The 25,213-nt window shown below is 33.3% G+C and carries 24 protein-coding genes; 4 read left to right on the forward strand and 20 right to left on the reverse strand.

The genetic code is table 11. The features are described from left to right. Nucleotides 1-16 precede the first annotated feature (16 nt). Entirely contained in the window at nt 17-955 is a 939-nt protein-coding gene (locus J6Y29_06510; protein MBP5427516.1) for a hypothetical protein, read from the reverse strand. Between the two features lie 128 nt (nt 956-1,083). On the opposite strand from J6Y29_06510, the gene J6Y29_06515 reads away from it, so the two are divergent. Further along, on the forward strand, nt 1,084-2,397 hold the full coding sequence (locus J6Y29_06515; GenBank protein ID MBP5427517.1) for a CapA family protein: 1,314 nt from the start codon (nt 1,084-1,086) through the stop codon (nt 2,395-2,397). 207 nt (nt 2,398-2,604) lie between these two features. On the opposite strand, the gene gltA is transcribed toward J6Y29_06515, so the two are convergent. From gltA to pulA, 6 genes are all read right to left on the reverse strand, one after another. Continuing rightward, on the reverse strand, nt 2,605-3,999 hold the full coding sequence (gltA, locus tag J6Y29_06520) for an NADPH-dependent glutamate synthase (protein MBP5427518.1): 1,395 nt from the start codon (nt 3,997-3,999) through the stop codon (nt 2,605-2,607). After that, a complete protein-coding gene (locus J6Y29_06525) occupies nt 3,992-4,858 on the reverse strand; it encodes a sulfide/dihydroorotate dehydrogenase-like FAD/NAD-binding protein (protein MBP5427519.1) in 867 nt (288 codons plus the stop codon). Before J6Y29_06525 ends, gltA begins: the two co-directional genes overlap by 8 nt. 30 nt (nt 4,859-4,888) lie before the next feature. Next, nucleotides 4,889-5,188 (reverse strand): hypothetical protein, encoded by a 300-nt coding sequence (locus J6Y29_06530; protein ID MBP5427520.1) that lies wholly within the window; start codon nt 5,186-5,188, stop codon nt 4,889-4,891. Further along, complete coding sequence (locus J6Y29_06535; GenBank protein MBP5427521.1) at nt 5,142-6,398, reverse strand: DEAD/DEAH box helicase; 1,257 nt, start codon at nt 6,396-6,398, stop codon at nt 5,142-5,144. The genes J6Y29_06530 and J6Y29_06535 overlap by 47 nt, the downstream gene beginning before the upstream one ends. A 25-nt stretch (nt 6,399-6,423) precedes the next feature. Continuing rightward, complete coding sequence (locus J6Y29_06540; protein ID MBP5427522.1) at nt 6,424-7,344, reverse strand: helix-hairpin-helix domain-containing protein; 921 nt, start codon at nt 7,342-7,344, stop codon at nt 6,424-6,426. A 99-nt stretch (nt 7,345-7,443) separates the two neighbouring features. Next, a complete protein-coding gene (gene pulA / locus J6Y29_06545) occupies nt 7,444-10,635 on the reverse strand; it encodes a type I pullulanase (protein MBP5427523.1) in 3,192 nt (1,063 codons plus the stop codon). 917 nt (nt 10,636-11,552) lie between these two features. On the opposite strand from pulA, the gene J6Y29_06550 reads away from it, so the two are divergent. From J6Y29_06550 to J6Y29_06560, 3 genes are all read left to right on the forward strand, one after another. Beyond that, a complete protein-coding gene (locus J6Y29_06550; GenBank protein ID MBP5427524.1) occupies nt 11,553-11,828 on the forward strand; it encodes an HU family DNA-binding protein in 276 nt (91 codons plus the stop codon). A gap of 184 nt (nt 11,829-12,012) precedes the next feature. Continuing rightward, a complete protein-coding gene (locus tag J6Y29_06555; GenBank protein MBP5427525.1) occupies nt 12,013-12,327 on the forward strand; it encodes a hypothetical protein in 315 nt (104 codons plus the stop codon). 165 nt (nt 12,328-12,492) lie between these two features. Beyond that, entirely contained in the window at nt 12,493-14,310 is a 1,818-nt protein-coding gene (locus J6Y29_06560; protein ID MBP5427526.1) for a hypothetical protein, read from the forward strand. Between the two features lie 41 nt (nt 14,311-14,351). On the opposite strand, the gene J6Y29_06565 is transcribed toward J6Y29_06560, so the two are convergent. The 13 genes from J6Y29_06565 to amaP all read right to left on the reverse strand — a co-directional run bounded on the left by J6Y29_06565 (nt 14,352) and on the right by amaP (nt 25,157). Next, nucleotides 14,352-16,226, reverse strand: a complete 1,875-nt coding sequence (locus J6Y29_06565) for a hypothetical protein (protein ID MBP5427527.1) — start codon at nt 16,224-16,226, stop codon at nt 14,352-14,354. A 369-nt stretch (nt 16,227-16,595) separates the two neighbouring features. After that, nucleotides 16,596-16,868 carry a hypothetical protein gene (locus J6Y29_06570; protein ID MBP5427528.1) on the reverse strand — a complete coding sequence of 91 codons (273 nt, stop codon included), beginning with the start codon at nt 16,866-16,868 and terminating at the stop codon, nt 16,596-16,598. 73 nt (nt 16,869-16,941) lie between these two features. Next, nucleotides 16,942-18,024, reverse strand: a complete 1,083-nt coding sequence (locus tag J6Y29_06575; GenBank protein MBP5427529.1) for a hypothetical protein — start codon at nt 18,022-18,024, stop codon at nt 16,942-16,944. Between the two features lie 62 nt (nt 18,025-18,086). Continuing rightward, on the reverse strand, nt 18,087-18,548 hold the full coding sequence (locus J6Y29_06580; GenBank protein MBP5427530.1) for a 6,7-dimethyl-8-ribityllumazine synthase: 462 nt from the start codon (nt 18,546-18,548) through the stop codon (nt 18,087-18,089). A gap of 19 nt (nt 18,549-18,567) precedes the next feature. Beyond that, complete coding sequence (locus tag J6Y29_06585; GenBank protein ID MBP5427531.1) at nt 18,568-19,776, reverse strand: bifunctional 3,4-dihydroxy-2-butanone-4-phosphate synthase/GTP cyclohydrolase II; 1,209 nt, start codon at nt 19,774-19,776, stop codon at nt 18,568-18,570. Nucleotides 19,777-19,796: 20 nt separating this feature from the next. Continuing rightward, nucleotides 19,797-20,420, reverse strand: a complete 624-nt coding sequence (gene ribE, locus J6Y29_06590; protein ID MBP5427532.1) for a riboflavin synthase — start codon at nt 20,418-20,420, stop codon at nt 19,797-19,799. Between the two features lies 1 nt (nt 20,421). Further along, nucleotides 20,422-21,534, reverse strand: a complete 1,113-nt coding sequence (gene ribD, locus J6Y29_06595; protein MBP5427533.1) for a bifunctional diaminohydroxyphosphoribosylaminopyrimidine deaminase/5-amino-6-(5-phosphoribosylamino)uracil reductase RibD — start codon at nt 21,532-21,534, stop codon at nt 20,422-20,424. A 15-nt stretch (nt 21,535-21,549) separates the two neighbouring features. After that, nucleotides 21,550-22,431, reverse strand: a complete 882-nt coding sequence (locus J6Y29_06600; GenBank protein MBP5427534.1) for a polyprenyl synthetase family protein — start codon at nt 22,429-22,431, stop codon at nt 21,550-21,552. A gap of 3 nt (nt 22,432-22,434) precedes the next feature. Further along, nucleotides 22,435-22,665: an exodeoxyribonuclease VII small subunit gene (xseB, locus tag J6Y29_06605; GenBank protein ID MBP5427535.1), complete on the reverse strand. Its 231-nt coding sequence runs from the start codon at nt 22,663-22,665 to the stop codon at nt 22,435-22,437. Continuing rightward, the gene (locus J6Y29_06610; GenBank protein ID MBP5427536.1) at nt 22,652-23,872 is read right to left on the reverse strand and encodes an exodeoxyribonuclease VII large subunit; all 1,221 of its coding nucleotides are present in this window, start codon (nt 23,870-23,872) and stop codon (nt 22,652-22,654) included. Before J6Y29_06610 ends, xseB begins: the two co-directional genes overlap by 14 nt. Nucleotides 23,873-23,923: 51 nt before the next feature. Further along, nucleotides 23,924-24,334, reverse strand: a complete 411-nt coding sequence (nusB, locus tag J6Y29_06615; GenBank protein MBP5427537.1) for a transcription antitermination factor NusB — start codon at nt 24,332-24,334, stop codon at nt 23,924-23,926. A 28-nt stretch (nt 24,335-24,362) separates the two neighbouring features. Beyond that, on the reverse strand, nt 24,363-24,593 hold the full coding sequence (locus J6Y29_06620; GenBank protein ID MBP5427538.1) for a DUF2273 domain-containing protein: 231 nt from the start codon (nt 24,591-24,593) through the stop codon (nt 24,363-24,365). A gap of 15 nt (nt 24,594-24,608) precedes the next feature. Beyond that, nucleotides 24,609-25,157, reverse strand: coding sequence for an alkaline shock response membrane anchor protein AmaP (amaP, locus tag J6Y29_06625; protein MBP5427539.1), 549 nt, complete (start codon nt 25,155-25,157; stop codon nt 24,609-24,611). Between the last annotated feature and the right edge of the window lie 56 nt (nt 25,158-25,213).

Raw genomic sequence — 25,213 nt, forward strand, 5'->3', positions numbered from 1 at the left:
AGAACTCTCCCCTTATTCATATGTTATAACAAACAGTCTCTCCCGCTGATGCTACTTGGTTATTAGCACAACTAGTACCACTACTTGCATTTTGTAAAGCTTCTTCTTGTTCTAATGCACCTGGAAAATCGAATATTTGAGGTGGATAAAATTCATTATATGGAAATTCTATATTGTCAAATATCTCACATGGATTTTCATCAGTTGACGCTATGCATTCTTTATTTGGATAACAAAAATCAAATGCTGGTATCAACAATTGTACATAACGTATCAGTTTTATAATACTAAATACGCCCACTGTAACATATACTCTTCTTAAAGGAAATTGTCTTGTTTCATCACAGTCATCATTGTCACAACAGCAACAACAATCGTCATTATCTTCAAAGAATTTATCCATTATTCCCCTAACCTGTGCATTTAATGCTATAGGATCTGCCACCTCTATTTTTGCTATTGGCAAATTATCTTGCTGTAGAGATGTCTTTATTGGTCTATTATTTTGTCCAACTTCAAAGTGTGATTTAAAGATTTTTATGTTACCTTCAGATCCAAACAAAATAACCTTCTTGTTAAATGCAATATCCCCCTTTATAGGAACAACACATATACTTCCTGGTTCTCTCACGAAAAAGTCTAGCTCAACCTTCATAATGTATTTAACATCTACAGTATAAAAACCTCGCTTAAATGGAACTTCTTCTATGTCAGTTATTACATCTTTTAGTGTAACTTCTCTTAGCTTCACGTTTATTGCGTTGTTTATTGCTTCTCTTTGTTCTGGATTTAAGTTTCTAAACATTACTCTAACGTTTTCTACACAATCTTTTTCTCTGCAGGAATCGTATATCTTTTCTACTTGAACACACACTGCTTCCCTTATTCTAGACATATCGCCTGGTGATATCAATCCCGCAACTACGCTATTGTTATTGTTACTACATAATCCCATCATTTTACCTCCTTTTTATGTTTTATACTTCATAATATGTTATTTATTTGTTTTGGTTACTTGTAATTTTATGTGTATAATGTTAAAATACCAACAGCAGAAAAAATTACACAAAGGAGAAAATTTAAATGAAAAAAATACTCAGATCAAAATTATCATTAATTATTTGTCTGCTTCTTTTGATACTTTCTTTCGCTACTGTTGGTATAGTTAAAACAATAAAACATGATCCAGTCGTTACCGCCTCAACACAAGATAATATACTAAATACCCTGGACGTACAAAAACCAATTCAGGTGATATCTACTGCAAAAATTGGCAGTATGGGAGATCTTCTAATACATTCGCCTATATTAAGAGCTTTTTGTGACTCTACTTCTCAATCTTACAATTTTGAGAAAATTTTTACATATATAACTCCATACGTAAAAGATCTTGACTACGCAGCTATTGATTTAGAGGGAAGTCTTGCGGGAAGCCGTTTTTCTGGATATCCTTTATTTAGATGCCCTGACAATATGATTGATTCTGCTAAAGCTTCTGGGTTTAAATTATTTCTCACTGCAAACAATCATTCCAATGATGCAGGTGAAAAGGGATTTTTTAGAACTATTGAGATATTAAGGCAAAAAAATGTAGATTTTATCGGTACACGAGGTAATGTATCCGACAAAAATTACATAATTCAAGATATAAACGGAATACGCGTTGCAATGGTAAATTACACTTATGGAACAATAAACGACAACGGTATTGCAAGCGTTAATGGACTTAGCTTAAGCAAAGAAACCAGTCCTCTAATCAACGTATTTGACTACAATCGCCTTGATAAATTCTATAGTGAACAGGAAAAATTGCTTGAACGTATTAGAAAAGATAATGCACATGCTATAGTCTATTTCATGCACTGGGGATCTGAATATCAAACAGAAGAGAACAACTTTCAGCGCTCCATTGCAAAAAAATTATCTGACCTTGGTGTTGATGTTATAGTGGGAGGACATCCTCATGTAATTCAACCTATAGACATAATTCATTCAGATTTGTCAAATAAAGATACCGTTTGTATATATTCTTTGGGTAACGCTGTATCAAATCAACGTAAATCCCTAATGGATCTTAAAACCGGTCACACAGAAGATGGAGTTTTATTTTCTTTTACATTTACAAAGTACAGTGACGATTCTGTTATGTTGACTTCTGTTGATGTTATGCCTACTTGGGTCAATTTATACGTAGAACAAGAAAAACATACGTATCAAATTATACCCTTAGACAAACAAAAAGATTGGGCAACACAATTTAATATGTCTTCCCAATCATGTGAAATGGCCCAAAAATCCTACGATAGAACTATGGACATTGTTTCGCAAGGATTAACCAAAGCCAAGGATATAATTAATAAAAATGTTATAGACACACATCCCAATTTACATGAATAATAACAATTATTAGACCTACAAGTAGAACAATCTAACTGTAGGTTTAATTTTTTTATACTCGTCATGCAAATCTGGGTAATAGCATCATTAATTTTTCTTTTATAATCTTAACTCTTTATCTTTATATAAGAAAAATTATCATAATTTCACAATCAAATGTACTCTAAATTGCAAAATCAAGATAATAGTATAGACCTTATTTTTACTCTAACCTTTTTTGATTATGTATTCGTTCATTTTATTCGCCGCATCCTGTCCTGCTTTTATTGCTAAAGTAACAGTGGCAGCCCCTGACACAACATCTCCTCCTGCAAAAACTCCTTCTTTTGTCGTCATGTATGTCTCTTGGTCAACTACTATACCTCCATATTTTGTTGTAGCTATATCAGGTGTTTCATTACTTATAAGGTTGTTTGGAGACTGACCTATTGCCATAACTACTGTGTCCACTTCTATTATATGTTCACTTCCTACTTTTTCATAAACTTTTCTTCTTCCTTTATCATCTACTTCTCCTTGATCCATATCAACACATTCCAGTGCACAAACCTTGCCCAAATCATCTTTTATAATTTTTTTAGGATTCTTTAAAAATTTAAAAATTACACCTTCATGATATGCATGATCTACCTCTTCTCTTCTTGCTGGCATATCATCCATGGATCTTCTATATATAACATACACATTTTTACAACCCATTCTCTTTGCTGTTCTTGCAACATCCATTGCTACATTCCCTCCACCAATTACTGCAAGACTATCGCCCACGCATACTGGTGTATCGTACTCTGGAAAACGTTTTGCCTCCATCAAATTAATCCTCGTTAAAAATTCATTTGCTGAATAAACTCCATTGGCATTCTCTCCGTCTATACCCATAAATTTAGGAAGTCCAGCTCCTGTTCCTATATAAACCGCACTATATCCTTCTTCAAACAAATCATCTATTGAAAGAACTTTCCCTATAACCATATTCGTTTCTATCTTTATACCTAGTCTTTTTATCTCATCTATTTGAGCCCTAACTATATCTTTGGGTAATCTAAACTCAGGTATACCGTACATAAGTACCCCGCCCGCTACATGTAATGCCTCAAATATAGTTACATCATAACCGTACATGTACATGCTCTTAGCACATGCTAACCCAGATGGCCCAGATCCTACAACCGCAACTTTCTTATTCTTTTTAGCTATATTTATCTCTGGCTTTATTTCTCCTTTGTTTAAAACAAAATCAGCAACAAACCTCTCCAGTCTCCCAATTGCAATAGATTCTCCCTTTTTTCCCCTAAGGCACACTCCTTCACACTGATGTTCCTGATCACACACTCTTCCACAAACTGCAGGCATAACATTTTGTTTTTTTAATTCATAACTTGCTTTTTCAAACTCACCCTGTGCTACCAAATGTATAAATTCTGGTATATTTATGTTAAGTGGACACCCTACAACACAAGGCTTTGTCTTACAATTTAAACACCTCCTAGCTTCTTTTATAGCCATTTCTTCAGTATATCCACTAGCAACCTCTTTAAAATCTTTATTCCTTACATTATGATCTCGCTCTGGCATAACTACCCTCTTTGATAAATCACTCATCTCTACCCTCCTTATCTTTAGCCAACTTATACAAATTGCATTCATGATTATTCTTCTTAACCGACTCTTTTTCATAATCTCTATACATTTCATTTCTTACAATAATTTCATCAAAATGTACTTTGTGCCCATCAAAGTCCGGACCATCTACACATGCAAATTTTATTTCTCCTCCTACTGTAAGTCTACAACAACCACACATACCTGTACCATCTATCATTATAGGATTCATACTAACTGTTGTCTTAATACCATATGGCTTAGTTGTATCACAAACAGCTTTCATCATCTTAAGTGGACCTACTACATCAACTAAATCATATTTAATATCCTTTAAAAGATTCTTTATTTCATCTGTAACAAATCCTTTATTACCATTAGATCCATCATCTGTTGTTATAAATACTTTTTTCCCTACTTTTCGCATCTCTTCTTCTAATATAATCAAATCTTTATTTCTAAATCCCATAACAACATCAACATCGCATCCCGCTTCATTCAATTCTTTTACTTTTATGTATGCAATAGCGGCACCTAACCCTCCTGCAACAACTAAAACTTTTTTTGCATTATCAAAACACGATGCCCTACCCAATGGGCCCACAAAATCCAATATGTTATCCCCTTTCTTTTTGTGCGCCAACTTATTGGTTGTATAACCTACCGTCTGAAATATTATTGTTACAGTACCCAAGTCTCTATCATAATCAGCTATGGTTAGTGGTATTCTCTCACCTACTTCATCAACTCTTAACATTATAAACTGACCTGCTTTTGCCTTTTTAGATATCTTGGGTGCGTAAATCTTCATCAAAACAACTTCGCTATTTAAATCTTTTCTCTCTACAATCTCAAACACTTTTATCCCTCACATTTTTATAAATTGGCTCTACAAAACAATCACCGTTATACCTATATTGAATTTATCTAAATCTTCATCATTCCTTGCTCCACTCACCTTGTCCAACACATGTCTAGTCTTTTCATTAAAAATAGACCAATCCTTGCCCGGTATAAAATCCTTTATTTGTCCATCTTTCTTTTTCTTAGGCAAAACAGCATCAAGCCTTGCCTTTATCTTACCACCTACTCCGGTAGAACCATATCCATGCACTACTTTTATGCAGGATATATTTATACTTCTAGCCTTTTCTATTTCCATATCTAAAATTTTTAGTGCTTGTCTCACTGTTGGCATTCCGTCTTTTATACTTACTTCTTTTAGCGACATGTTTTCCACCCAGATTCCTATTATTTTTTCTTCCTCTCCTGCCAAAAAAATTACTCTCTATATCTATATTACCATATTGTCTCTTCTCTATATCCCCAATAATGCTATTCTCTATGCTAAGAAATTTTTCCTCTTCCCTTGCTGTAACAAAAGTTACTGCAACTCCGTCCTGTCCTTTTCTTCCTGTCCTTCCTATCCTATGGATATAAGAATCTACATTTTGTGGAACATCATAACTAAATACATGAGTAACCCCCTCAATATCAAGCCCCCTTGCAGCAATATCTGTTGATATCAAAATAGGTAAATCCGCCTTTTTAAAAATCTTCATTACTCTTTCTCTTTTTCTTTGCGTCATATCTCCTCTTAATTCATCACACTGATAGCCCAACTTACCCAACTCATCATTTAGAAAAATTACATTTTCTCTAGTCTTACAAAACACCATAGACATAAATGGATTCATCTTGTCTAATGCATCACAAAGCGCATTTAGCTTTTCTTCCTCACTTGTACGAACCATTATCTGTTTTATATTTTCAAGCATAACCTCCTTAGGCTTTATTGTCACTCTTTCTGCTTCATTTAAAAATTTTTTAGCCAAAATTTTAACACCCTTTGATATGGTAGCAGAAAATAACATGGTCTGTCTCTTCTTAGGCACATGATTTATTATATCTCGTACCTCGCTTAAAAACCCCATGTCTAACATAAGATCTGCCTCATCCAACACAAGAATATTTACTTTTTCTAAATCTATAGTCTTTCTCTTTATATGATCTACCAATCTTCCTGGCGTTCCAACAACAATATGTATACCATTCTTTATTTTGGTTATTTGCTGTTCTATATCTTGTCCTCCGCATATCAATAAGATTGATGCATCCTTCATATACTTCTGCGCTTCATCTGTTATTTGTTTTGCCAACTCCCGCGTAGGTGTCACTATCAAGGCTTGTATATAATCTTTTTTAAAATTAATTTTTTCTATCATAGGTAATATAAAGGCTAGTGTTTTTCCTGTTCCTGTTTGAGCTTGTGCAATTAAGTCTTTACCTTGCCTTAGTATAGGTATAGACCTCTCTTGCACCATAGTTGGCTCTTTTATCCCATTCTTTTTTAATAACTCTAACACTTCTTGACATATCCCTAATTCTTCAAAATTCATAACAAAAATTCCTTTCTTTTCTATCTTACAAAACTATACTATCTTTTATACCTTTAAACTTATTTTCTCCCATGCCAGATACATTCCTAAGCTCTTCTTTCTCATTAAATTCTCCATTTTCTTCTCTATACTTTATAATTTTGTCCGCCATAGAAGATCCAATTCCAGGTAGTAACATAAGCTCATCTTTATTCGCTGTGTTTATATTAACCTGTGAAACATTCTTTTTATCTGTTTCTTCTGCATATAACCCTCTTACTATTTTTATACCTGACTCTTGTTCTTTTACTTTTTCAGTTTTTTTATTACTAATTTTCTCAGTTTTTTTCTCAATCAAACGGCCAAAATCTTCCTTCGTTAATAAATCTTCTTTTGAGGAAGCTAAATCTTTTTGATTATCTTCATAATGCTTTTGTATACTTAAATTTTTTTCTCCTATATTCTCTTTCTCTTCATTAGTACAATTCTCTTTTAGGGACACATTCTCAGTTTCTACTCTACATTTTATTTTTTGGTTCTTATTTTTTGATTCTCTCTCCAAAGGCTTTTCTCTTTCGTATACAATAATCCTAGTCTCAAGCGGTTTTACTTCTTTTTCTCTGTCCTTTTTATCTTTTATAAAAATCATCATATTATCTTTTATTTTATATACCAAATTTACTCTCTCTAAGTCCGCTCCTTCTGTAAATCCCCCTGCTTTTTTTGCAACTTTCTCCACTGTTGAATTTTTAGGCACCTCGTACGTCCCTGGATTTTTTACACATCCCAAAATATATACTTCTATTTTCTCTTCTTCTCTTTCTTCAGTACCTTTATTATTTTGCTCTACTAAAACTTCACATTCATTCTTCTTGCCTAACGCTTCATATCCTATAACAATTGCTATCATACACAATATAATTATCACTAGCGTTATGTTTTTTTTATTCAATCCTTCTATGACCATCTACTCCTTTGTTCTAATTCTTTCCATTTATTATATAATATATAGATTAAAATTACAATATATAAATTGCCATAGAAGGAATTTTTTGTTATTTTTTATCTATCTCCTAAATTCCAAACTAGCTCTTTTTCTATTATCAAGCTCTTCTAGATTTATGCGTTCTAGTTCTCTTCTTCTTCTATCTATTCGTTTCTTATTTTCAAGCTCTGTCCTAGTCTTATATGTATCTCTCACTTTTCTACCTGATTTTGAACCTTTTATCTTATTTTTCATTTCAAGTTCCTTTTTTACACTCAGGGCATCAGCTAATACTACAGCAGTTCTACCTTCTACCCAAAGTTCATTATCATTTAGCTCATTGTCACTTTTATCATGCTTTAACTTTAATTCCTTTAACTTGATATTTTTAACACATTCAAGCGTCGTTATATCTTCTTTTCGTCCATCTATAACCTTCGCCCACACTCCATCAGGTAATGTTACTTTTACACTACCTGTATTGGCATTGAATATGACAACTATTTTATTGAATACATCACCATTTGCATTGTTATTTATTGTGTAGGCAACCACATTTGGAATATGCATATCAATAAAGGTTATATTTTTTTGTATATCCTCCGCCTTTGTCATTCTAAACGCAGGATGTCCCTTTCTAAGTCTTATAAGCCTTTTATAGTAATTATTAACATCTATATATTTAGATTTTCTATACCAGTCAAATTTATTGACTTCATCTCCAGAATTATAACTATTATGTACTCCACCTTTTGTACGTAGAAATTCTTCTCCTCCATGGATAAACGGAATACCCTGACTTGTCAACACTATAGCCGCACTAAGCTTATCTATTTTTATTCTCTCCGACTCCATGTCTCCTCCATTGGTACAATTTATCTTATCCCACAATGTCAAGTTGTCGTGAGCTGATACATAGTTTATTGTCTTCACTGGACTATCTACTTTTGGTGGAATACCAACCTGTGGATGTTTTACAGCTGCCACAATAGATGTTTTTATCAATTCTTCTTTTCCAAAAGCTCCATTTGCAAAACCTGCTTCTCTTTCTGTAGATTCTGTATTGGCTCCTTTTATAGCATCCCTTAAAGTATCGTTAAATGTACCTATTCTATCTAGCTTCCAAGCATGTTCTCTCCTTGCTTGGAGCTCATAAGGCAAAGCTGATCCTTCATATCCTGTCCATCCCTCTCCATAGAGTATGACATTTTCCTTAATGGCATCCATTTCCTCTCTTATTTTATTCATAAGATTAAAATCATGTAATCCCATAAGATCAAACCTAAACCCATCAATATGATATTCCTTCATCCAATATCTTAATGAATCTCTTATCATTTTCCCTGTCATTTCTCTCTCTGAGGACGTTTCATTACCACAACCTGACCCATTCGAGAATGTACCATTACTATTTTTTCTATGATAATAACCAGGCACTATCTTATTAAAATTCGAATCCTCCGTCTTTGCTGTGTGATTATAAACAACATCCATAATAACACCTATACCCTTATCGTGTAATGCCTTAATTGCTTTTTTACACTCCATTATCCTTACCTCAGGGATTTCTGCATTGGTAGAATATGAGCCTTCTGGAACATTATAATTTTCTGGATTGTAACCCCAATTATATTTCCCATCATTAACTCTTTCATTTACTCCACTAAAATCAAATATAGGCAACAAGTGCACATGCGTTACACCTAACTCTTCTATGTGCGAAAGACCTGTTTTTTCTCCTTCTTTGCTTTTAGTTCCCTTCTCTGTTAATCCTAAGAACTTACCTTTGTTAACAACTCCCGAATTTTTGTCTATTGTTAAATCTCTCACATGCACTTCATATATTATAGCATCTTCAATGTTTTTTAGAACAGGGCCCTTATCCTTATCCCAACCTGAAGGATCTGTATCCTTTAAGTCTACAATTGCTCCCCTTTCTCCATTTACGCCTACTGCTTTTGCATATATGTCTACAGCTTCTCTCTCTTTTCCATAATTATTTACTTTGTACGTGTAGAATAACCCCTTCAAATTTCCTTTTATTGTTTTTTCCCACGTCCCATTTTCAGATGGATCCATTTCTATCTCCTGTATTGCCTCTCCTTCTATTCCATCTGCATACAAACAAATTTTTATACTACTTGCTGTAGGTGCCCACACTTTAAATTTACTACGTTCCTCTCCATATGTAAGTCCCAAATCTTCTTTATCATAGACATACAAATCCTTAAACTCTTTACTATCATATCTATTTTCTAAAGATACTTGACTTTCTCCATATCCATCCCTTAATAAGGTATACCTTTTTGTAACTAACAATTCATCTTTTGTTAGTATTTCATAAAACTTATACCCTATCTGATTAACTCCTTTAATCTCTACCTCTTCTTTTCCATCTTTTACTTTAAAATCGTTAATGGAAACTTCGCCTTCTATTGCGTAATTTAATACCGCACAAATTCTATTAGATCCATCTATATAGGATTTGAGTATCTTAGGTGACGCATCAACGTCTTCTCTCTTGTACACAATATTTTCCTCATCTTGTAACAAAAAGACCTCAAGTTCCCCTTTTTCATTAAGCCTAGTTACATCTATATAACGGTTTATATAGATATCCCTTTTCTCCCAATTATTCCTTTTTATTATAATTCCTAATTGAGTTAATCCTTCACTCTTTCCTTTATAGAATTCAGCGTACTTACCATAGTCGTCTTCTCCAGTAAAATAGTACTCCCTGCCTTCTTTTTCAGAGCTTAATCTATCTTTTTCCCACAACCATATATTCCATCCATCATAATCTTTGTTATATCTACTATAATGAATCTTAATTTTTATTTTCTCCACTGCCTCTTTTTCAGTAGGTAAAACTCTATCTACGCTGTTTAAATATCGATTTGCATCTTCTTTATTAAAGAAAAACTCTTTCTCATTATCTATAATGTAAACATTAACATTACTACCTTTTTTGATAGGTATAAACCTATCATCTCCATCTTTTTCTTTCCATCGATTTTCTCCTTGCGCCTTTTTTACTACAAATCCTATTTTTTTTAATCTTCTCGTTTTGCTAAGTGACAAGGTAAGAACCCTACCAAATTCATCTTCCTTTGCATTTTTTTTATCAAATTCAACTTCTCTTGGAGAAAAGTCTTTGCCAAACTTATCTCTTTCCCATACCCAAAAACTCCAGTCTTTGTAGTCGTTATCTCTTCTCTTATAATGAAAATTAACTGTCACTTTGTCCTCTGGAAAATTAAGAAAATCTAACAACTTAAATCACCCCTTATGTTATTGATCAAAGTATGACATCCTCCCCTCGTCTACGCTTCAAATTTTTGCCATAAGCTTTTCCGCATAGAGGTGTGGGCTTCCTTTTGCTGCAACACGCAAACAGTCGGTTCTCGTTCGATAGCACAATTGTGCTAAGCATAAGCGAGCTAACCCCGTGTGTCCCACGGTTTTGTGCAACCACTACCCAAATATTGACAACACATAACATTGCCATGCATTTTCTTGCAACTCATTCCTTCAACCTCACGATTAAGAAAATCCTTACAAAGTTTTTATTTAAAATATACTTTGCGATCAATTTGTTTATAATTGTTCGCGGATTTGCAAAATACTATTTAATTTTAGTAGGATTTTTTTCTATGCCACCTTGCTCTTATATCACTTACAAACATAAACTCTACTTAGTCTGCAAATCTACTTCCAGGCCAAACTGACACTTATTTGCACAAGCAAATAATCCATTATCTTCTTACCTAAAATCTTTTTTTCACAAACTCCCGTGCAAAGTATATCACATCACATCTACTAATACAACCCTTATTTAAGTAATTTTATGTTAAATTACAATTATTTCATGCCATATATGCATTATATCATATATGGTAATTTAAAACCATATATTTTGTATTATTTTGGTTCTAACATAATAAGTCAAATTATCCTATGAATTGATATATAAAATATTGACAAATATTTAATTTATTGTTATACTGCACTTTAGTAGGTTATTTGGGACAGCCGAACTATATGCTTGTGACTATATTGATATATTTTTGTATATTAGTGTAGATTTCGCAAGAAACGCTCACTTTTTGTGATATTGCAAATGGTTGAGAGTGGTCCCATAGGTAATATATTTTAGATGGAATTTTAAAAAAAATAGGGGGTTATTTTAAATGAACAAAGCAGAATTAGTTAGTGCTATGGCTACAAAATCAGGACTAAGCAAGAAAGATTGTGAAGCTGCATTAAATGCTCTTGTTGACACAACACAGAGAACTCTAGCTAAGGGTGGCAAAGTTATCTTAGTTGGTTTTGGTACTTTTGAAGTTAGAAAAAGATCCGAAAGAAGAGGAAGAAATCCTAGAACTGGAGCAGAGATGATTATCCCTGCATCTAAGGTTCCATCATTCAAAGCGGGTAAAAAATTCAAAGTTTTAGTAAACAAATAATTTGATCTGCTTTTTAAAAAAGCGGATTTTCAATTTTTTGTTTGTGGCATGGGCGCTTAATGTTGTCATTAAGCGCTTCTGTTTTTTCCTGTACTTCTTGATAAATTTATATTATAATATTATTGATACCACTTTTGTAATTGTTCTTTTCGTTTTATACTTTTAACACAGGAGGTTATTTACTATGCCAGTGGTTAAGCCAAAAGAGGTAAATATAGATATTCTTGCAAAACGAAAAGCAGTTAAACTTGTTATAACTCACTTGAAAAAAAAGTTAAACTCATTTGGACAAATCAACAATGATCCATTAGATAAGTGGATTAACAAAGTTGAGGATCTTCTTGGTAAAGATGAATTTGTATTACGCGATTTTTTTGAAGTAAAAAAAGATTTAAATGATATTATTGAAAGAACTATGGATCCTGATTTAAGATTTAAATTACGTGATTCATGGGTTGGATTTGGGAAAGCTTTAGAGAAAAAAGCAAAGTTGTATTAGGCTTACTACAGCCATATTTAGCGCATAAAGATAAATACGATAAATTTTTATCTTATTTATCTTTATTTTTTTTATTAATAAATTTTATCTTTGTAGCGATAATTGTATCACACTAAAAAAATCATAACATAACCTTACTTATCTTTGATCAAGGGGGGATGTTTGATGTTATATCTAGGGAAAAATAACTTCTTTGAATCTTTATCCCGTCCACTAGATAACAAAAAAATTTACTTTTACGATCAATACGACCAAAATATTTATATGAATATTGATGATTGGATAAAATTTATATTACCAATTGAAATAACTCAATCTAAAAGTTCTTCTCAAGACTTATTTAGATTGGCTAACTTCTGTTATAAAAATGGAATTGCGCGTTTCATCTTACAACACGCAAAAACTTTAGTTAACATAAAACCTTTAAACATTGACTATTGCATTTTATTAGTTGACATATATCTACAATGCAATATGCCAAACGAAGCTCTACATCTTATAAATTTGGCATTAGTTAAGTATCCAAGAAATGGCAAGCTTATCACATACTTAGCTAAAGTATATTATCACTTGGGAAAAAAAGACATAGCTTTATCCTGTTTATTTGAAGGACTAATGCTAGATCCAAATCAAGCTGATGCATTATCAACATATTTTGACATAGCGTATTCAATAGATCCTACGTCATGTATTGAAAACATAAAACTTTTCTCTAAATTACAGGGAAGCTTTATGCCAGATTTATTACTTGCATATCTTTCACTGAAGAAAAACGACGTTAATACTGCAGTTGATATATATTCTAGACTATCAAAAAAAATTTCTTTCAATAATGATGTATTAATCTCTGTAGTAAAAACATTAAGTGCATTCAACAAATATTCTGAATTAATTTCTTTAATTGAGCCAATATATGATTTTTACACAATGCCACATATTGTTGGGCTAAAACTCTTACACGCATATGCCTTTTGTAAAATGTACTCCCAAGGCGAGCTACTTTTACACAAATTTATGAATCTTAATAACCCTTGCTATCTAAATTATTTACTAAACATTTCAAACTTGCTAGATACTTTTAAAATTAGTCCTAGTAACGTTAAAGATTCATACAAATACACTATAACAATTTTTGATACTCCTATTTGGTATTACTCATTGGGAAATCCTAAATGGCTTTTGAATAATACAACAAAAATAGGAACTATTGGTCTTCTTCCTTTTATTCATTTAAACGGAAAAGACATTATAAATTCTAACATCTATTATGAAGACAACACAAGTAGACTCGCACGTAGTCTGCCTTTATATATTGGTGAAAAAATTCATTACGAAACAAATTTTAATTTTAATTATCTTTTGCCTATTGATATACCAAATGGACCTATTATTAAACGATATACTTATAATGAAAGTTATCTTCACAAAATCGCTACTAAAAAAAATATTCCTCTTTTGATATTTGGAACTGTCGACAAAGGACGTAATAAATATTTGTTTAATATAAATATTTACGATTCTATAAACAGGAAATTTAAGGTATTCCCTTTTTCATCTAACTTTAAAAACTTTGACAAAAATATAAACTCAATGATAATAGAAACTCTATCTTGCATAAAAGGGATAAAATTTATAAAAACTGATATGTATAAATCACCTTCTGGAAACCAGCTTTATAACTATTTACAACTTTTATCGTATTCACTAACTCAAACACTTATTTCAAATAAACTAATAAATATAAATTCTATTTTAGGTGAACGAAACATAATTAATTCTTACTTTAACTATGCACTAAACTCAAACGACAATATAAGTAAACTTTTGTTATTATCTGGTTTATCTAAATCTAAAACTTACAACAAAGAAATTTATCTTGAGCCCAAACTTAAAGTAATGAAATTCTTTTCAAAAAATAAATCTATACTAAATAATGACTTATCTAATTTTCTAAATTCTCTTTACAACGAACAAAAAAAATAAGCTACCCCAAGTTTTCTTAGGGTAGCTTATTTTTAATCTTATTATTTTTTCACTACACATTGATTATCCAATGCATCATATACTGTAGCCATTGCTCCGTCTTCTTCTTTAAATTGTAATTCTACTGTCCGTGGCATATATTCATTAAACTCTACTCTTCTTCCATCACTGTAATCAATTCTATTTATACCAACTAGCGACCATACCTTATTTCCATCAACTGTCGGCTCTTCTATATAAGGAACTAATGTAAACTTAGCTGGCTGAATCTTTAATAAACCATCATCACCTTTTTCAAATGTATAATTTACTCTTATCCCTACAGTACCTTTTGGAGTTTCATAACATCTTGCTAGTTCCGATACACCTTCCTCCTTAAATCTTTCTACCATTTTTACTTCACCAGAACTATTTACTATTTCAATGTTCTTAATTGTGTTCTCTTGGCCATCTTCATATAACTTTATTGCGACCTTACTTCCATCTTCATTACTATATGTATAAATTATAACACAATGTATATTACTAAGATCTAACTCTGCTACGTTACCTAATGCATCAGATACACATATTTTACTTACCCCTATAATAGTGTCTAACTGGCTTTCATCTGTTGCAATATTTAAACCCGTTTTTGTTTCTTCGTTATTTACTTCACCATCAATTACTTCGCCAAACTTTCCACTTATTATATCCATTGTATAACTTTTTTCATCTTGTGGATATGCAAGTTCTCTTTCTTCTCCTTCTTTTAAATCAGTGAATTTATACCCTTTTAGAGTTACTGCTTCCGTATCCCCACTTTTAATCAATAGCTCACCTAACCCTGATTGAAAATCTTGTATTATTATTTCATATTTACCTGGTACTACTTTTCCATCTTCTTTTACTTTTCTTACTTTTACGCTTGGTCCAGTTTTATCTTCATTTACAGAAACTACATTTTCATGTCCCACTGCATCAATTAATTTTAATTCTGTAATTTTTTTGTCATACAATTCAAATATATTCCTTTGTGTTGTTGTTATAGACACATTTTTACCATCTATTATAACTTGTTCTATACCTGATTCATTATCCTTTGCCTTCAATATAATTTTTTTGCTATTGTCATTCTTATATACTCTTTCTATTTCTGGCTCTTTCCAGTCTAGTAACAATTGCACTTCACAAGGCGTAGCCTCATCCTCCACATAAACTAAAATACTTGTTGTTCCTGGCTCTATTGTATATCGCTTTACTTTATTAGTTGTATCGATTTCGTTCCCTTGGGCTATTACTTCCGCTGTATTAGACTTATCCATATATGTAACTTTAGTTATTGTACTACCGTTGCACTTCATTGCCACAGCCATTACATCTCCATCCTCATTTTTATACGCTCTTGTTACCTCCAATTTTATTTCATCTATATTTATCCATTGATAGTTACCAAGAGTATCTTTTACTTTAAATTTTTTATCTCCATCTTTTAGTTCATATCTTGCTATCGCCTCTGTTGTATTTTTTATAAATTTAACTCTTGTATTTTCCTTTTCATCTTCTATTTCATCAAGAAATACTTTTTTATCTTCCCCATAATATTCCTTATCATAATTGGTAAGTCCAGGGTGTTTTAATCCAATATATACACAATTTTCATCTGTATCTTTATACTTCCACAATATCATTCTTTTTTCTGTGCCTTCAGCTACTCCTTCCTGGCTTCCCATATAATCATCCAAATCCAATGATGGATGATCATATATAGAATTTGAATCATCAAGTGCAGTCATCATCAACCCCGAATTATTTCCTGGATTAACTTCCTCCGCCCAACTAAAGCTTGTTATCATACCAACAGACAATGTCACGGCCAACATGCCCGTCAAGATTTTTCTTACATTTTTATACTTTTGTAATTTAATAATATTCATGTTGTTCATTCCTCCTGTTGTAAAAATATTTTTATACCCGATAACCAAGTTCCCTTGTTTTACCTTACTTGACTATATTTCGTCACTTCGAAGTAAAAAATTAGTAATTATTAAAAGAAATATCTCTATATGTATTTTTTACAATAAGCTCTTACAAAAGCTAAAGGAATGATTGAGCCTAATATAAGCTCAAGCATTCCTTTCTACATTTTCAAGAACTTCTTTAATACACTTCCTAAAAATCTAGGCATCTTAAACACAACTATCTTCATACTATATCACCTAATCTCGTTATCCATCTAGTGTATTATATGCACACACGCCCTTTTTGTTCTATATATATTTGTAGGACACACACTCTCTATATCACTAGCCAAGATACGATTTCATTATTATAGACGTTCCCATGTATATTTTTCTTCTAGCAGCAACAGATGACGAACTTGGTATAACGTACACACCTGATTCATTCACCCCTTCTACTTCATCTGCCATTATTCTTAAAATATCTATAAACAAAGTTCCTGTAGATATAAGCTTTAATTTCCGTGTCACATTAACTTTTATTCGATCTATTTTATTATAAATATCTCTTTTGGTATTTCTCTTTAGCCCAACGATTATGTCATTTTCCCATATCATACGTCCTCTACCTCCCGTACAAGGATACATTACACTAATATGTTTCTTGCACATACTATTTTATTATAATCCTCTACATAGTTCCAATCGCAGGGTCTTTATATATCTGCTTGCCATCTCCATTAAAGGCTCTTGGAATTACTATCTCATTATCTAATCCATAAAGCGAATGTATTGCACAAAGTGCAGTATCTAATTGCTCTGCCCAGCCTATCTCCACTGTAACACTCATATTGTCAAATTCTGTCTTGACAACCTGTGCAAAAATCTTGTTTTTATTAAGCTTTTGTATAATCTTTTCTCCATCTCTAGCGCCAATTTTTCTTCCCACTACCGAAATAGTAATCTCATTTGGGCTATGTTCATAATACGTTATCCCTGCAATATCCTTTTTAAAATCAGTATTTTTAATTAATGTTCCACTCTCGTCATCCAAAAAGTTCGGCAAAAGTCTCAAATTTATATTATAGTCCATAGCTGTGTTTATCGACACTGGATGCAATATTCTAGCACCTAGGCTTGATAACACATACATTTCTTCAAGCGACAACTCCTCTATTTTAGAAGCTTTAGGCACTCTACGCGGATTAGCTGAATAAACACCACGAACATCCTTATAAAAATAACAACAATCCGCCTTAAGATATCCTGCCACTGCCACTGCAGTTGTGTCAGATCCATCAAACCCAAGTGTAGTTATTCTTCCATCCTTAGTTATTCCCTGAAATCCTGCAATTATAGGTATAATATCATTTTCTAAACACTCTTCTATTTTTTTTGTATCTATGTATGTTATTTGTGCCATCCCATGCTCATCATTTGTCAAAATAGGTAGCTGCCATCCCAAAAATGCTTTTGCTTTCTGATTAAATCTATCACTATTTAATAACTTACTTAAAAGTCCAGCTGATATTTGCTCACCTGCCGCCAACACAATGTCTTCTTCATCTAAGCGAGATTCCCTTGACATTAATTGTGACATTTCTTTTAAATTTCTTGTCTCACCCGCCATTGCTGATATCACCACTACAACTTGATTTCCTTCATCTTTTTTCCTTTTTATTGTATTTGCAACCCTTATCATATGGTTTTCATCAAAAAAATTTTCTCTATCCCCTACTGAAGATCCTCCAAATTTTAATACTACCTTAGGCATCCTTCCATACCGCCTTTCTAATATTTTAGTATATTGTATAACAGCAAAGTCAACTAATATTCCTATATCTTTGAAATTAAATTTACCATCTCTATCGCTGTCACCGCAGCATCAAATCCTTTATTCCCTGCCTTTGTTCCTGCTCTTTCTATCGCCTGCTCTATTGTATCTGTAGTAAGTACTCCAAACACAACTGGCATATCGCAATCTAAGCCTACTTTGGCCACTCCCTTTGACACCTCACTTGCTACACAGTCAAAATGTGGCGTCGATCCTCTTATCACTGCACCAACGCATATTACTGCATCATATTTTTTAGTAGCCGCCATCCTTTTTGCTATAAGAGGTATCTCAAATGCACCTGGTACCCACGCAACCTCTATATTTTCTTCTGACACACCATGCCTTTTTAAGGCATCTATTGCTCCACCCAAAAGCTTATTTGTGATAAGCTCATTGAATCTTGATGCAACTATCGCAAACCTTTTTCCCTTAGACACCAATTCACCCTGATACACTTTAATAGACATATCAATCATCCCCCTATTGATTTTCTTCTAAATTTTCCAATAAATGCCCCATCTTTTCCTTTTTAGTCTTTAAATAAAATTTATTTACTTTATTCTCTTTTATCTGTATTGGAACTCGCTCCACTATTTCTAAACCATAACCTCCAAGCCCCACTATCTTCTTAGGATTATTAGTAAGTAGTTTAATCTTTCTAACACCCATATCATACAATATCTGTGCACCTATACCATACTCTCTTAAATCTGCTGGAAATCCTAGCATTATATTTGCCTCTACTGTATCCTTTCCCTGATCCTGAAGATTGTACGCTCGAACTTTATTTACTAGTCCTATTCCCCTCCCCTCTTGTCTCATATATAATACTACACCTCTACCTTCTTTTTCTATCGCCTGCATTGATGCCTTCAATTGCTCACCGCAATCACATCTTAACGAATGAAATGCGTCACCAGTTAAACACTCTGAATGCACCCGCACAAGAACAGGCTCTTCTGTTGCAACATCTCCTTTAACCAACGCCACATGATGTTCTTTACTGATTTTATTCTCATATGCAACTATAGTAAACTCGCCAAATTCCGTAGGTAACTTAGCACTAGATGCTTTTTTTATAAGTAGCTCTTGGTTTATTCTATATTTTATTAGATCCGCTATTGTAATTAGCTTTAAATTATACTGATAGACAAATTTTTCTAAATCCGGCACTCTAGACATTGTTCCATCTTCATTCATTATTTCACATATTACTCCAACTTCACTTAATCCTGCAAGTCTTAGCAAATCAACTGTGGCCTCTGTGTGTCCCGCTCTTTTTAAAACTCCTCCATCCACAGCTATTAATGGCGAAATATGTCCAGGTCGTACAAATGTTTTAGCTTTCGAATTTTTATCTGCTAAATCATTTATTGTCTTCGCTCTCTCTTTTGCAGATATTCCTGTAGTCGAAGTAGCACTATCTACTGTAACTGTAAATGCCGTTCTTAAATTTTCTCTATTTTTCTCTACCATAAGTGGCAAAGAAAGTTTTTCTGCACGCTCCTTAGTTAGAGGAACACAGACTAATCCCCTACCATACTTTGTAATAAAATTAACATCACTTGCACGAACGAACTCAGCCGCCATCACTAGATCTCCTTCGTTCTCTCTATCTTCATCATCAACTACCACTATCATTTTGCCTTGCTTTAAATCTTCCAGCGCCTCATCTATAGAATTGAACAATTCAAACTCCCCTCCTTTGTTTAAGCAAATCCATTCTCTTTCAAAAAATCATATGTAATCTTCGGACTGCTTTTGTTAATAAACTTTTCAATATATTTACCTATTATGTCACACTCTATATTTAAAATATCACCTGTTTTTTTGTCTTTTAAACAAGTATTATCAATTGTATGCGGTATAATAGACACACTAAATTTATCACTACCAACACTCACAACTGTAAGACTTATTCCATCTAGTGAAACACTTCCCTTTGTTATAATATACTTCATAATATCATATGGTGCAAGCACACTAAATACCACTGCATTGCCACAAGGATTTTTATCCAATATCCTTCCAACACCGTCAATATGACCTGTTAATATATGTCCGCCAAATCTTCCATTTATAGGCATGGCTCTTTCCAGATTAACTTTATCCCGAGTCTTTAGCGCACCAATCGAACTTCTATTTAAAGTCTCTGGCATAACATCAACACTAAATGAACTATCACAAATATCCACAACCGTAAGGCAAACTCCATTAACACTTATGCTATCGCCAATACTTGTCCCTTTCAATACTCTTTGGCATTTTATACAAAGCTTGTTAGGAAAAGCACTTATCACTTCTCCGACTTCTTCTACTATCCCTGTAAACAAACTACACTTCACCATCCCTCAAGATTAGTCCCTCTATCATTATGTCATTACCTAGTTTTCGTGTACTTATGTCTTTCATCCTTATTGCATCAATCAAAAAATCAACACCCTGTCCACCAACAGGCGTCTTTGCACATTCTCCTCCTACTATCTTGGGCGCAACTATTGTCACTACTTTATCAACTATACCACTACCCAGTGCAGAAGCATTTAACGTACTTCCCCCTTCTAACAAAACACTGTCTATACCTAATTCATATAATTTATCCATGAGTAAATTCAAGTCGACTTTACCATCCGGTCCATCTAACTTTAGCACTAGCACTCCTCTTTTCACGTACTCTTTTTCTTTTACTTTTGATGTAGTAGCTAAAATAACCTCATGCTCTTTCTTCATATTTTTTATTAGCTTACAATCTATAGGCAACCTTCCCTGGCTATCAACCACTATTTTATAAGGCTCCATCCCTTTTTGATCAACTAAACGCACATTAAGCGCTGGATTATCAGATATAGCAGTATTTATTCCTATCATAACCGAAGCTACTCTATCCCTCAACTTGTGCACGTAACGCCTAGCTTTATCTGAAGTTATCCACTTGGTATCCCCAATACGTGTAGAAATTTTCCCGTCCATAGTCATTGCACTCTTTAGTATAACAAATGGCTTTTTCTTTGTGATATACTTTATAAATATCTCGTTTAACTTGGTACACTCATCTTCTAATACCCCAGATACCACATCTATTCCCGCATTTTTTAATATCTCAATTCCTTTTCCCGAAACCTTAGGATTTGGATCCTTCATTCCAATAACAACTCTTTTTAATCCTAGCTCGGTTAAACGATTAGCACATGGCGGTGTTTTCCCATAATGTGCACACGGCTCTAAATTGACATATAGCGTCGCTCCCTTTGCCTGTCTTAAATCTACTAAATTTTTAAGTACATTAATCTCTGCGTGTGCACCTCCTATTTTTTCATGATACCCTCTAGCTAAAATTTTTCTGTCTTTTTCTATAACAGATCCAACCAAGGGATTAGGATTAGTCGCACCCCAACCTTTTTTCGCTTGTTTTATAGCCTCTGCCATATAAAATTCATGTTCCTTCACAATAATCCTCTTCTCCTAATACTTTCTATTTAACAAATATTCTGCCATAGCAACTAAATCTTTTGCCTCATCTCCAAATATACGTAGGCTTGCTATTGCATCGTTTGTTGTATCTTCCAGATACAACATCGCTTGGTTTAATCCATATACACTAACATACGTAGTCTTGCTCTCTTCCTTATCTTTCCCCACTGACTTGCCTAAACTTTTTTTATCTCCAATAACGTCTAGTATATCATCCTTTATCTGAAACGCCAAGCCCAATTTTTGAGAAAACCGGTCAAGACTTGACTTTTCTTCATGTGTAGCATTAGCCAAATGTGCCGCCGCCATAACACTTGCTTTTATAAGACATCCTGTTTTTAGTTTATGCACATATTCTAGTTCATCCGCTGATACTACCTTCCCTACAATTTCTAAATCTTTAACTTGGCCACCAATCATTCCATCCATTCCAGCGCTATTTGCAATTTCCTTAGCCGCAAGTATACTTTCTCTTCCACCGTTCAAACTTTCATCTAACATAATCTCGTACGCCTTATTTAAAAGAGCATCTCCCGAAAGTATCGCCATTGCTTCACCATACACTTTATGATTAGTCAAATGTCCTCTTCTATAGTCGTCATTGTCCATTGCAGGCAAATCATCATGTATCAATGAATATGTATGTATCATCTCTAATGCACATGCAAACGGCATCAATTTATCCTTTGATACTCCAAACATCTCTCCTACAAGCAACATAAGCACTGGCCGTATTCTCTTTCCTCCAGATATAAGACTATACTTCGCTACCTCGTATATCTTATCTACTTTAGAATCTTTCCCCTTCATATAAAACTTTAACATGTCATTTATCTTATCTCTATAGCATTTGATTTTATCCTCTATCGCCATATCTTACTCCCCTTTTACTTCAAACGGTTCCTCTGTTATATCGCCATTATCACCCTCTATTAGCAATGTCACCTCTTTCTCAACTTCATCTAATTTTTGAGTGCACAATCTGGACAACTCTATACCTTGCTTAAACATTTTTATAGACTCATCTATCGTTAAATCTCCTTTTTCTAGCTCATTCACAACCATTTGTAACTTTTCCATAGATTTTTCAAAATCAAACTTCCCCATTGCTATCCATCCCTTCTTTCGTTACCTTATCTACAACACACGAAACTTCTCCATCTTTTAGCTTCAGTAAAATGTCCTTTCCAACTTCAACATCCCTAACACTAGACACTATATTTTTACTAGCTTTATCAATAATAACTCCATACCCTCTTTCCAATACTTTAAGCGGGCTTAACGCATCAAGGCTACATATAATCGTACGCAACTCATTTTTTTTGCCAGCAACACACGCATCTATCGCCCTCTTCATGTACTTGTTAAATACATCAAGCCTAAGCCTATCCTGATATATTCTTTCAAATGGTTTCTTTAATACCGATCTACTCTTTAACATGTCAAGCTTATCTCTCTTCCTTGACACTTCATTTAAAAGAGCATTTCTAATACGTGTACCCAATTCATTTATTTTATCCAAAAGTTGCAACTTTTCTGGCATAACAATCTCCGCTGCAGCAGATGGAGTTGGTGCTCTTTTATCTGCAACAAAATCTGCTATAGTATAGTCTGTCTCATGCCCTATCGCTGATATTATAGGAATATTTGACTTGTAGATACTATCCGCCACAATTTCTTCATTAAACGGCCATAATTCCTCAATTGATCCTCCACCTCTTGCTAATATAATAACATCCCCAAGTTTTTTTTCATTCGCAAAATCTATAGCCTTTGCTATCAATGGAGCTGCAGCAGGACCCTGCACCGGTATAGGCAATAGCTTTAGTCTAAAATTACTATATCTTCTACCCAGCACATTTAGTATATCACGTATTACTGCACCCGTCTTAGATGTTAACACAACTATGCTTTGTGGCAAATACGGAATGTCCTTTTTGATGGATTTATCGAAGTACCCCTTATCTTTTAATTTATTTTTAAGCTTCTCTAATTCCAGGTGAAGATTACCCTTGCCATACTTTAGTATATCTTTTACATAACACTGATACTGACCATCTCTCTCAAATACAGATACAGTGGCCCTTATCATAACTTTTTCTCCATCCTCGGGAACAAAGTCTAATCTGACGTTCTGTCCTTTAAACATAACACATTTTATACGGCTTTTCTCATCTTTCAAAGTAAAATACATATGCCCTGTATAATGGTGCTTAAAGTTTGATATCTCACCTTGTATCCATATATCCTCTAACGTCATATCACTATCTATTAGTAACTTTATATAATTGTTTACTGCACTTACTGATACTATATCCTGATTCGTAATACTCACCCGCCAATAACTTTTGAATACATTTCCCTACTAACCTACGTAGTTATCTTCATCAACATACGTGCCAAGAAGCCCGTTTATAAAAGATGTTTTATCTGGTCCAACATATTTTTTTGTAAGCTCAATCGCTTCATTAAATGTAACCTTAACCGGTATATCCTCTCTGTACTTTATCTCATATATGGCAAGCCGAAGTACTGCAAGCTCTAGTTTTGATATTCTATCTATCATCCATCCCTTTAATGCTTTCTCTATCATACCATCAATTTCTTGTTCATGCTCATATACCCCGTCTACTACATCCAATATATAATTCTTGTCGTTACTACTAAAACTCCCATCTTCTAATACCAAATCAATCTGTTCTTGCCTGTTGCCCTTCTGCAATTCCAATTGGTACAAGAGCTTCATAACAACTTCCCTTGATGCTCTCCTGCCCATAAAACAATCCTCCTAAATATATTTTTTCTTATCTGTATGTTCCTGGTGGTAAAACTTTGTCCAAAAACTTTTTTACATATTCCTTATCGCGAGACAATCTCTGTCCCATATAATATCCAATTACAACAAAAACTACAATAAACAACGTTTTAAATAATCCAATTGTTATTATAAGCACCGACATTATAAGCCCCAGTAACGCTCCAAACACAGATCCTATATTGTCTTTGCAAAACTCTACAACGATATCTTTTATCATGTCTGCCTCCCCTTTTTACTCTACTCGAGCTTTAGATGCATTACTTATATTATCAACTATAACATGTATTCGATCTACCTCTATATCTGTATTGCTCTCAATTGCGCTCTTCGCTTTATTTTGAACTTCTTCTACTAAAACCGGAATATTTACATCCATCATTATAATAATTTTTATAACAATAAATACTTTGCCTTCTCTATTTTCAACGTAAACCTTCGACTCTCTTACAACTTGCACCTTTCTTAACATACCAGAAACAATATTTTCGATTGTATCTAACGAAATCCTCACCTGGCCTAACGGTGTTTCCCTAACTATTGCACTCTTTCTCTTACTATTTTTCAACCCTGACAATAAAAATACTACGCTTGTGCAAAAGAAAAATAACTCAATAACGAAAAATAATACTTTATATCTGCCACCACATACTACATCCTTTGCCAAAAAACAAACTATCTTATCAAACACAACTGGCCTTAGCGTAGCCACCATAGCTATCACTGACCAAACTGTGACAAAAAACGCATACACCGTTAATATAAATCTACTTAAAATATCCATAATCCGCATCTCCTATATTCTCTTTTGTTTTATAAACCAATTTTCAAATAACCTAT

This window comes from Clostridiales bacterium (assembly GCA_017961515.1).
Lineage (GTDB): Bacteria > Bacillota > Clostridia > Acetivibrionales > RGIG10202 > RGIG10202.

What these genes read in the sequence shown, in the direction of transcription:
- J6Y29_06510 (MBP5427516.1), bottom strand. Translation starts at nt 955, where the DNA reads ATGGGATTATGTAGTAACAATAACAATAGCGTAGTTGCGGGATTGATA.
- J6Y29_06515 (MBP5427517.1), top strand. Translation starts at nt 1,084, where the DNA reads ATGAAAAAAATACTCAGATCAAAATTATCATTAATTATTTGTCTGCTT.
- gltA (MBP5427518.1), bottom strand. Translation starts at nt 3,999, where the DNA reads ATGAGTGATTTATCAAAGAGGGTAGTTATGCCAGAGCGAGATCATAAT.
- J6Y29_06535 (MBP5427521.1), bottom strand. Translation starts at nt 6,398, where the DNA reads ATGAATTTTGAAGAATTAGGGATATGTCAAGAAGTGTTAGAGTTATTA.
- J6Y29_06540 (MBP5427522.1), bottom strand. Translation starts at nt 7,344, where the DNA reads ATGGTCATAGAAGGATTGAATAAAAAAAACATAACGCTAGTGATAATT.
- J6Y29_06550 (MBP5427524.1), top strand. Translation starts at nt 11,553, where the DNA reads ATGAACAAAGCAGAATTAGTTAGTGCTATGGCTACAAAATCAGGACTA.
- J6Y29_06555 (MBP5427525.1), top strand. Translation starts at nt 12,013, where the DNA reads ATGCCAGTGGTTAAGCCAAAAGAGGTAAATATAGATATTCTTGCAAAA.
- J6Y29_06560 (MBP5427526.1), top strand. Translation starts at nt 12,493, where the DNA reads ATGTTATATCTAGGGAAAAATAACTTCTTTGAATCTTTATCCCGTCCA.
- J6Y29_06565 (MBP5427527.1), bottom strand. Translation starts at nt 16,226, where the DNA reads ATGAATATTATTAAATTACAAAAGTATAAAAATGTAAGAAAAATCTTG.
- J6Y29_06570 (MBP5427528.1), bottom strand. Translation starts at nt 16,868, where the DNA reads ATGATATGGGAAAATGACATAATCGTTGGGCTAAAGAGAAATACCAAA.
- J6Y29_06575 (MBP5427529.1), bottom strand. Translation starts at nt 18,024, where the DNA reads ATGCCTAAGGTAGTATTAAAATTTGGAGGATCTTCAGTAGGGGATAGA.
- J6Y29_06600 (MBP5427534.1), bottom strand. Translation starts at nt 22,431, where the DNA reads ATGGCGATAGAGGATAAAATCAAATGCTATAGAGATAAGATAAATGAC.
- xseB (MBP5427535.1), bottom strand. Translation starts at nt 22,665, where the DNA reads ATGGGGAAGTTTGATTTTGAAAAATCTATGGAAAAGTTACAAATGGTT.
- nusB (MBP5427537.1), bottom strand. Translation starts at nt 24,334, where the DNA reads ATGGGCAGGAGAGCATCAAGGGAAGTTGTTATGAAGCTCTTGTACCAA.
- J6Y29_06620 (MBP5427538.1), bottom strand. Translation starts at nt 24,593, where the DNA reads ATGATAAAAGATATCGTTGTAGAGTTTTGCAAAGACAATATAGGATCT.
- amaP (MBP5427539.1), bottom strand. Translation starts at nt 25,157, where the DNA reads ATGGATATTTTAAGTAGATTTATATTAACGGTGTATGCGTTTTTTGTC.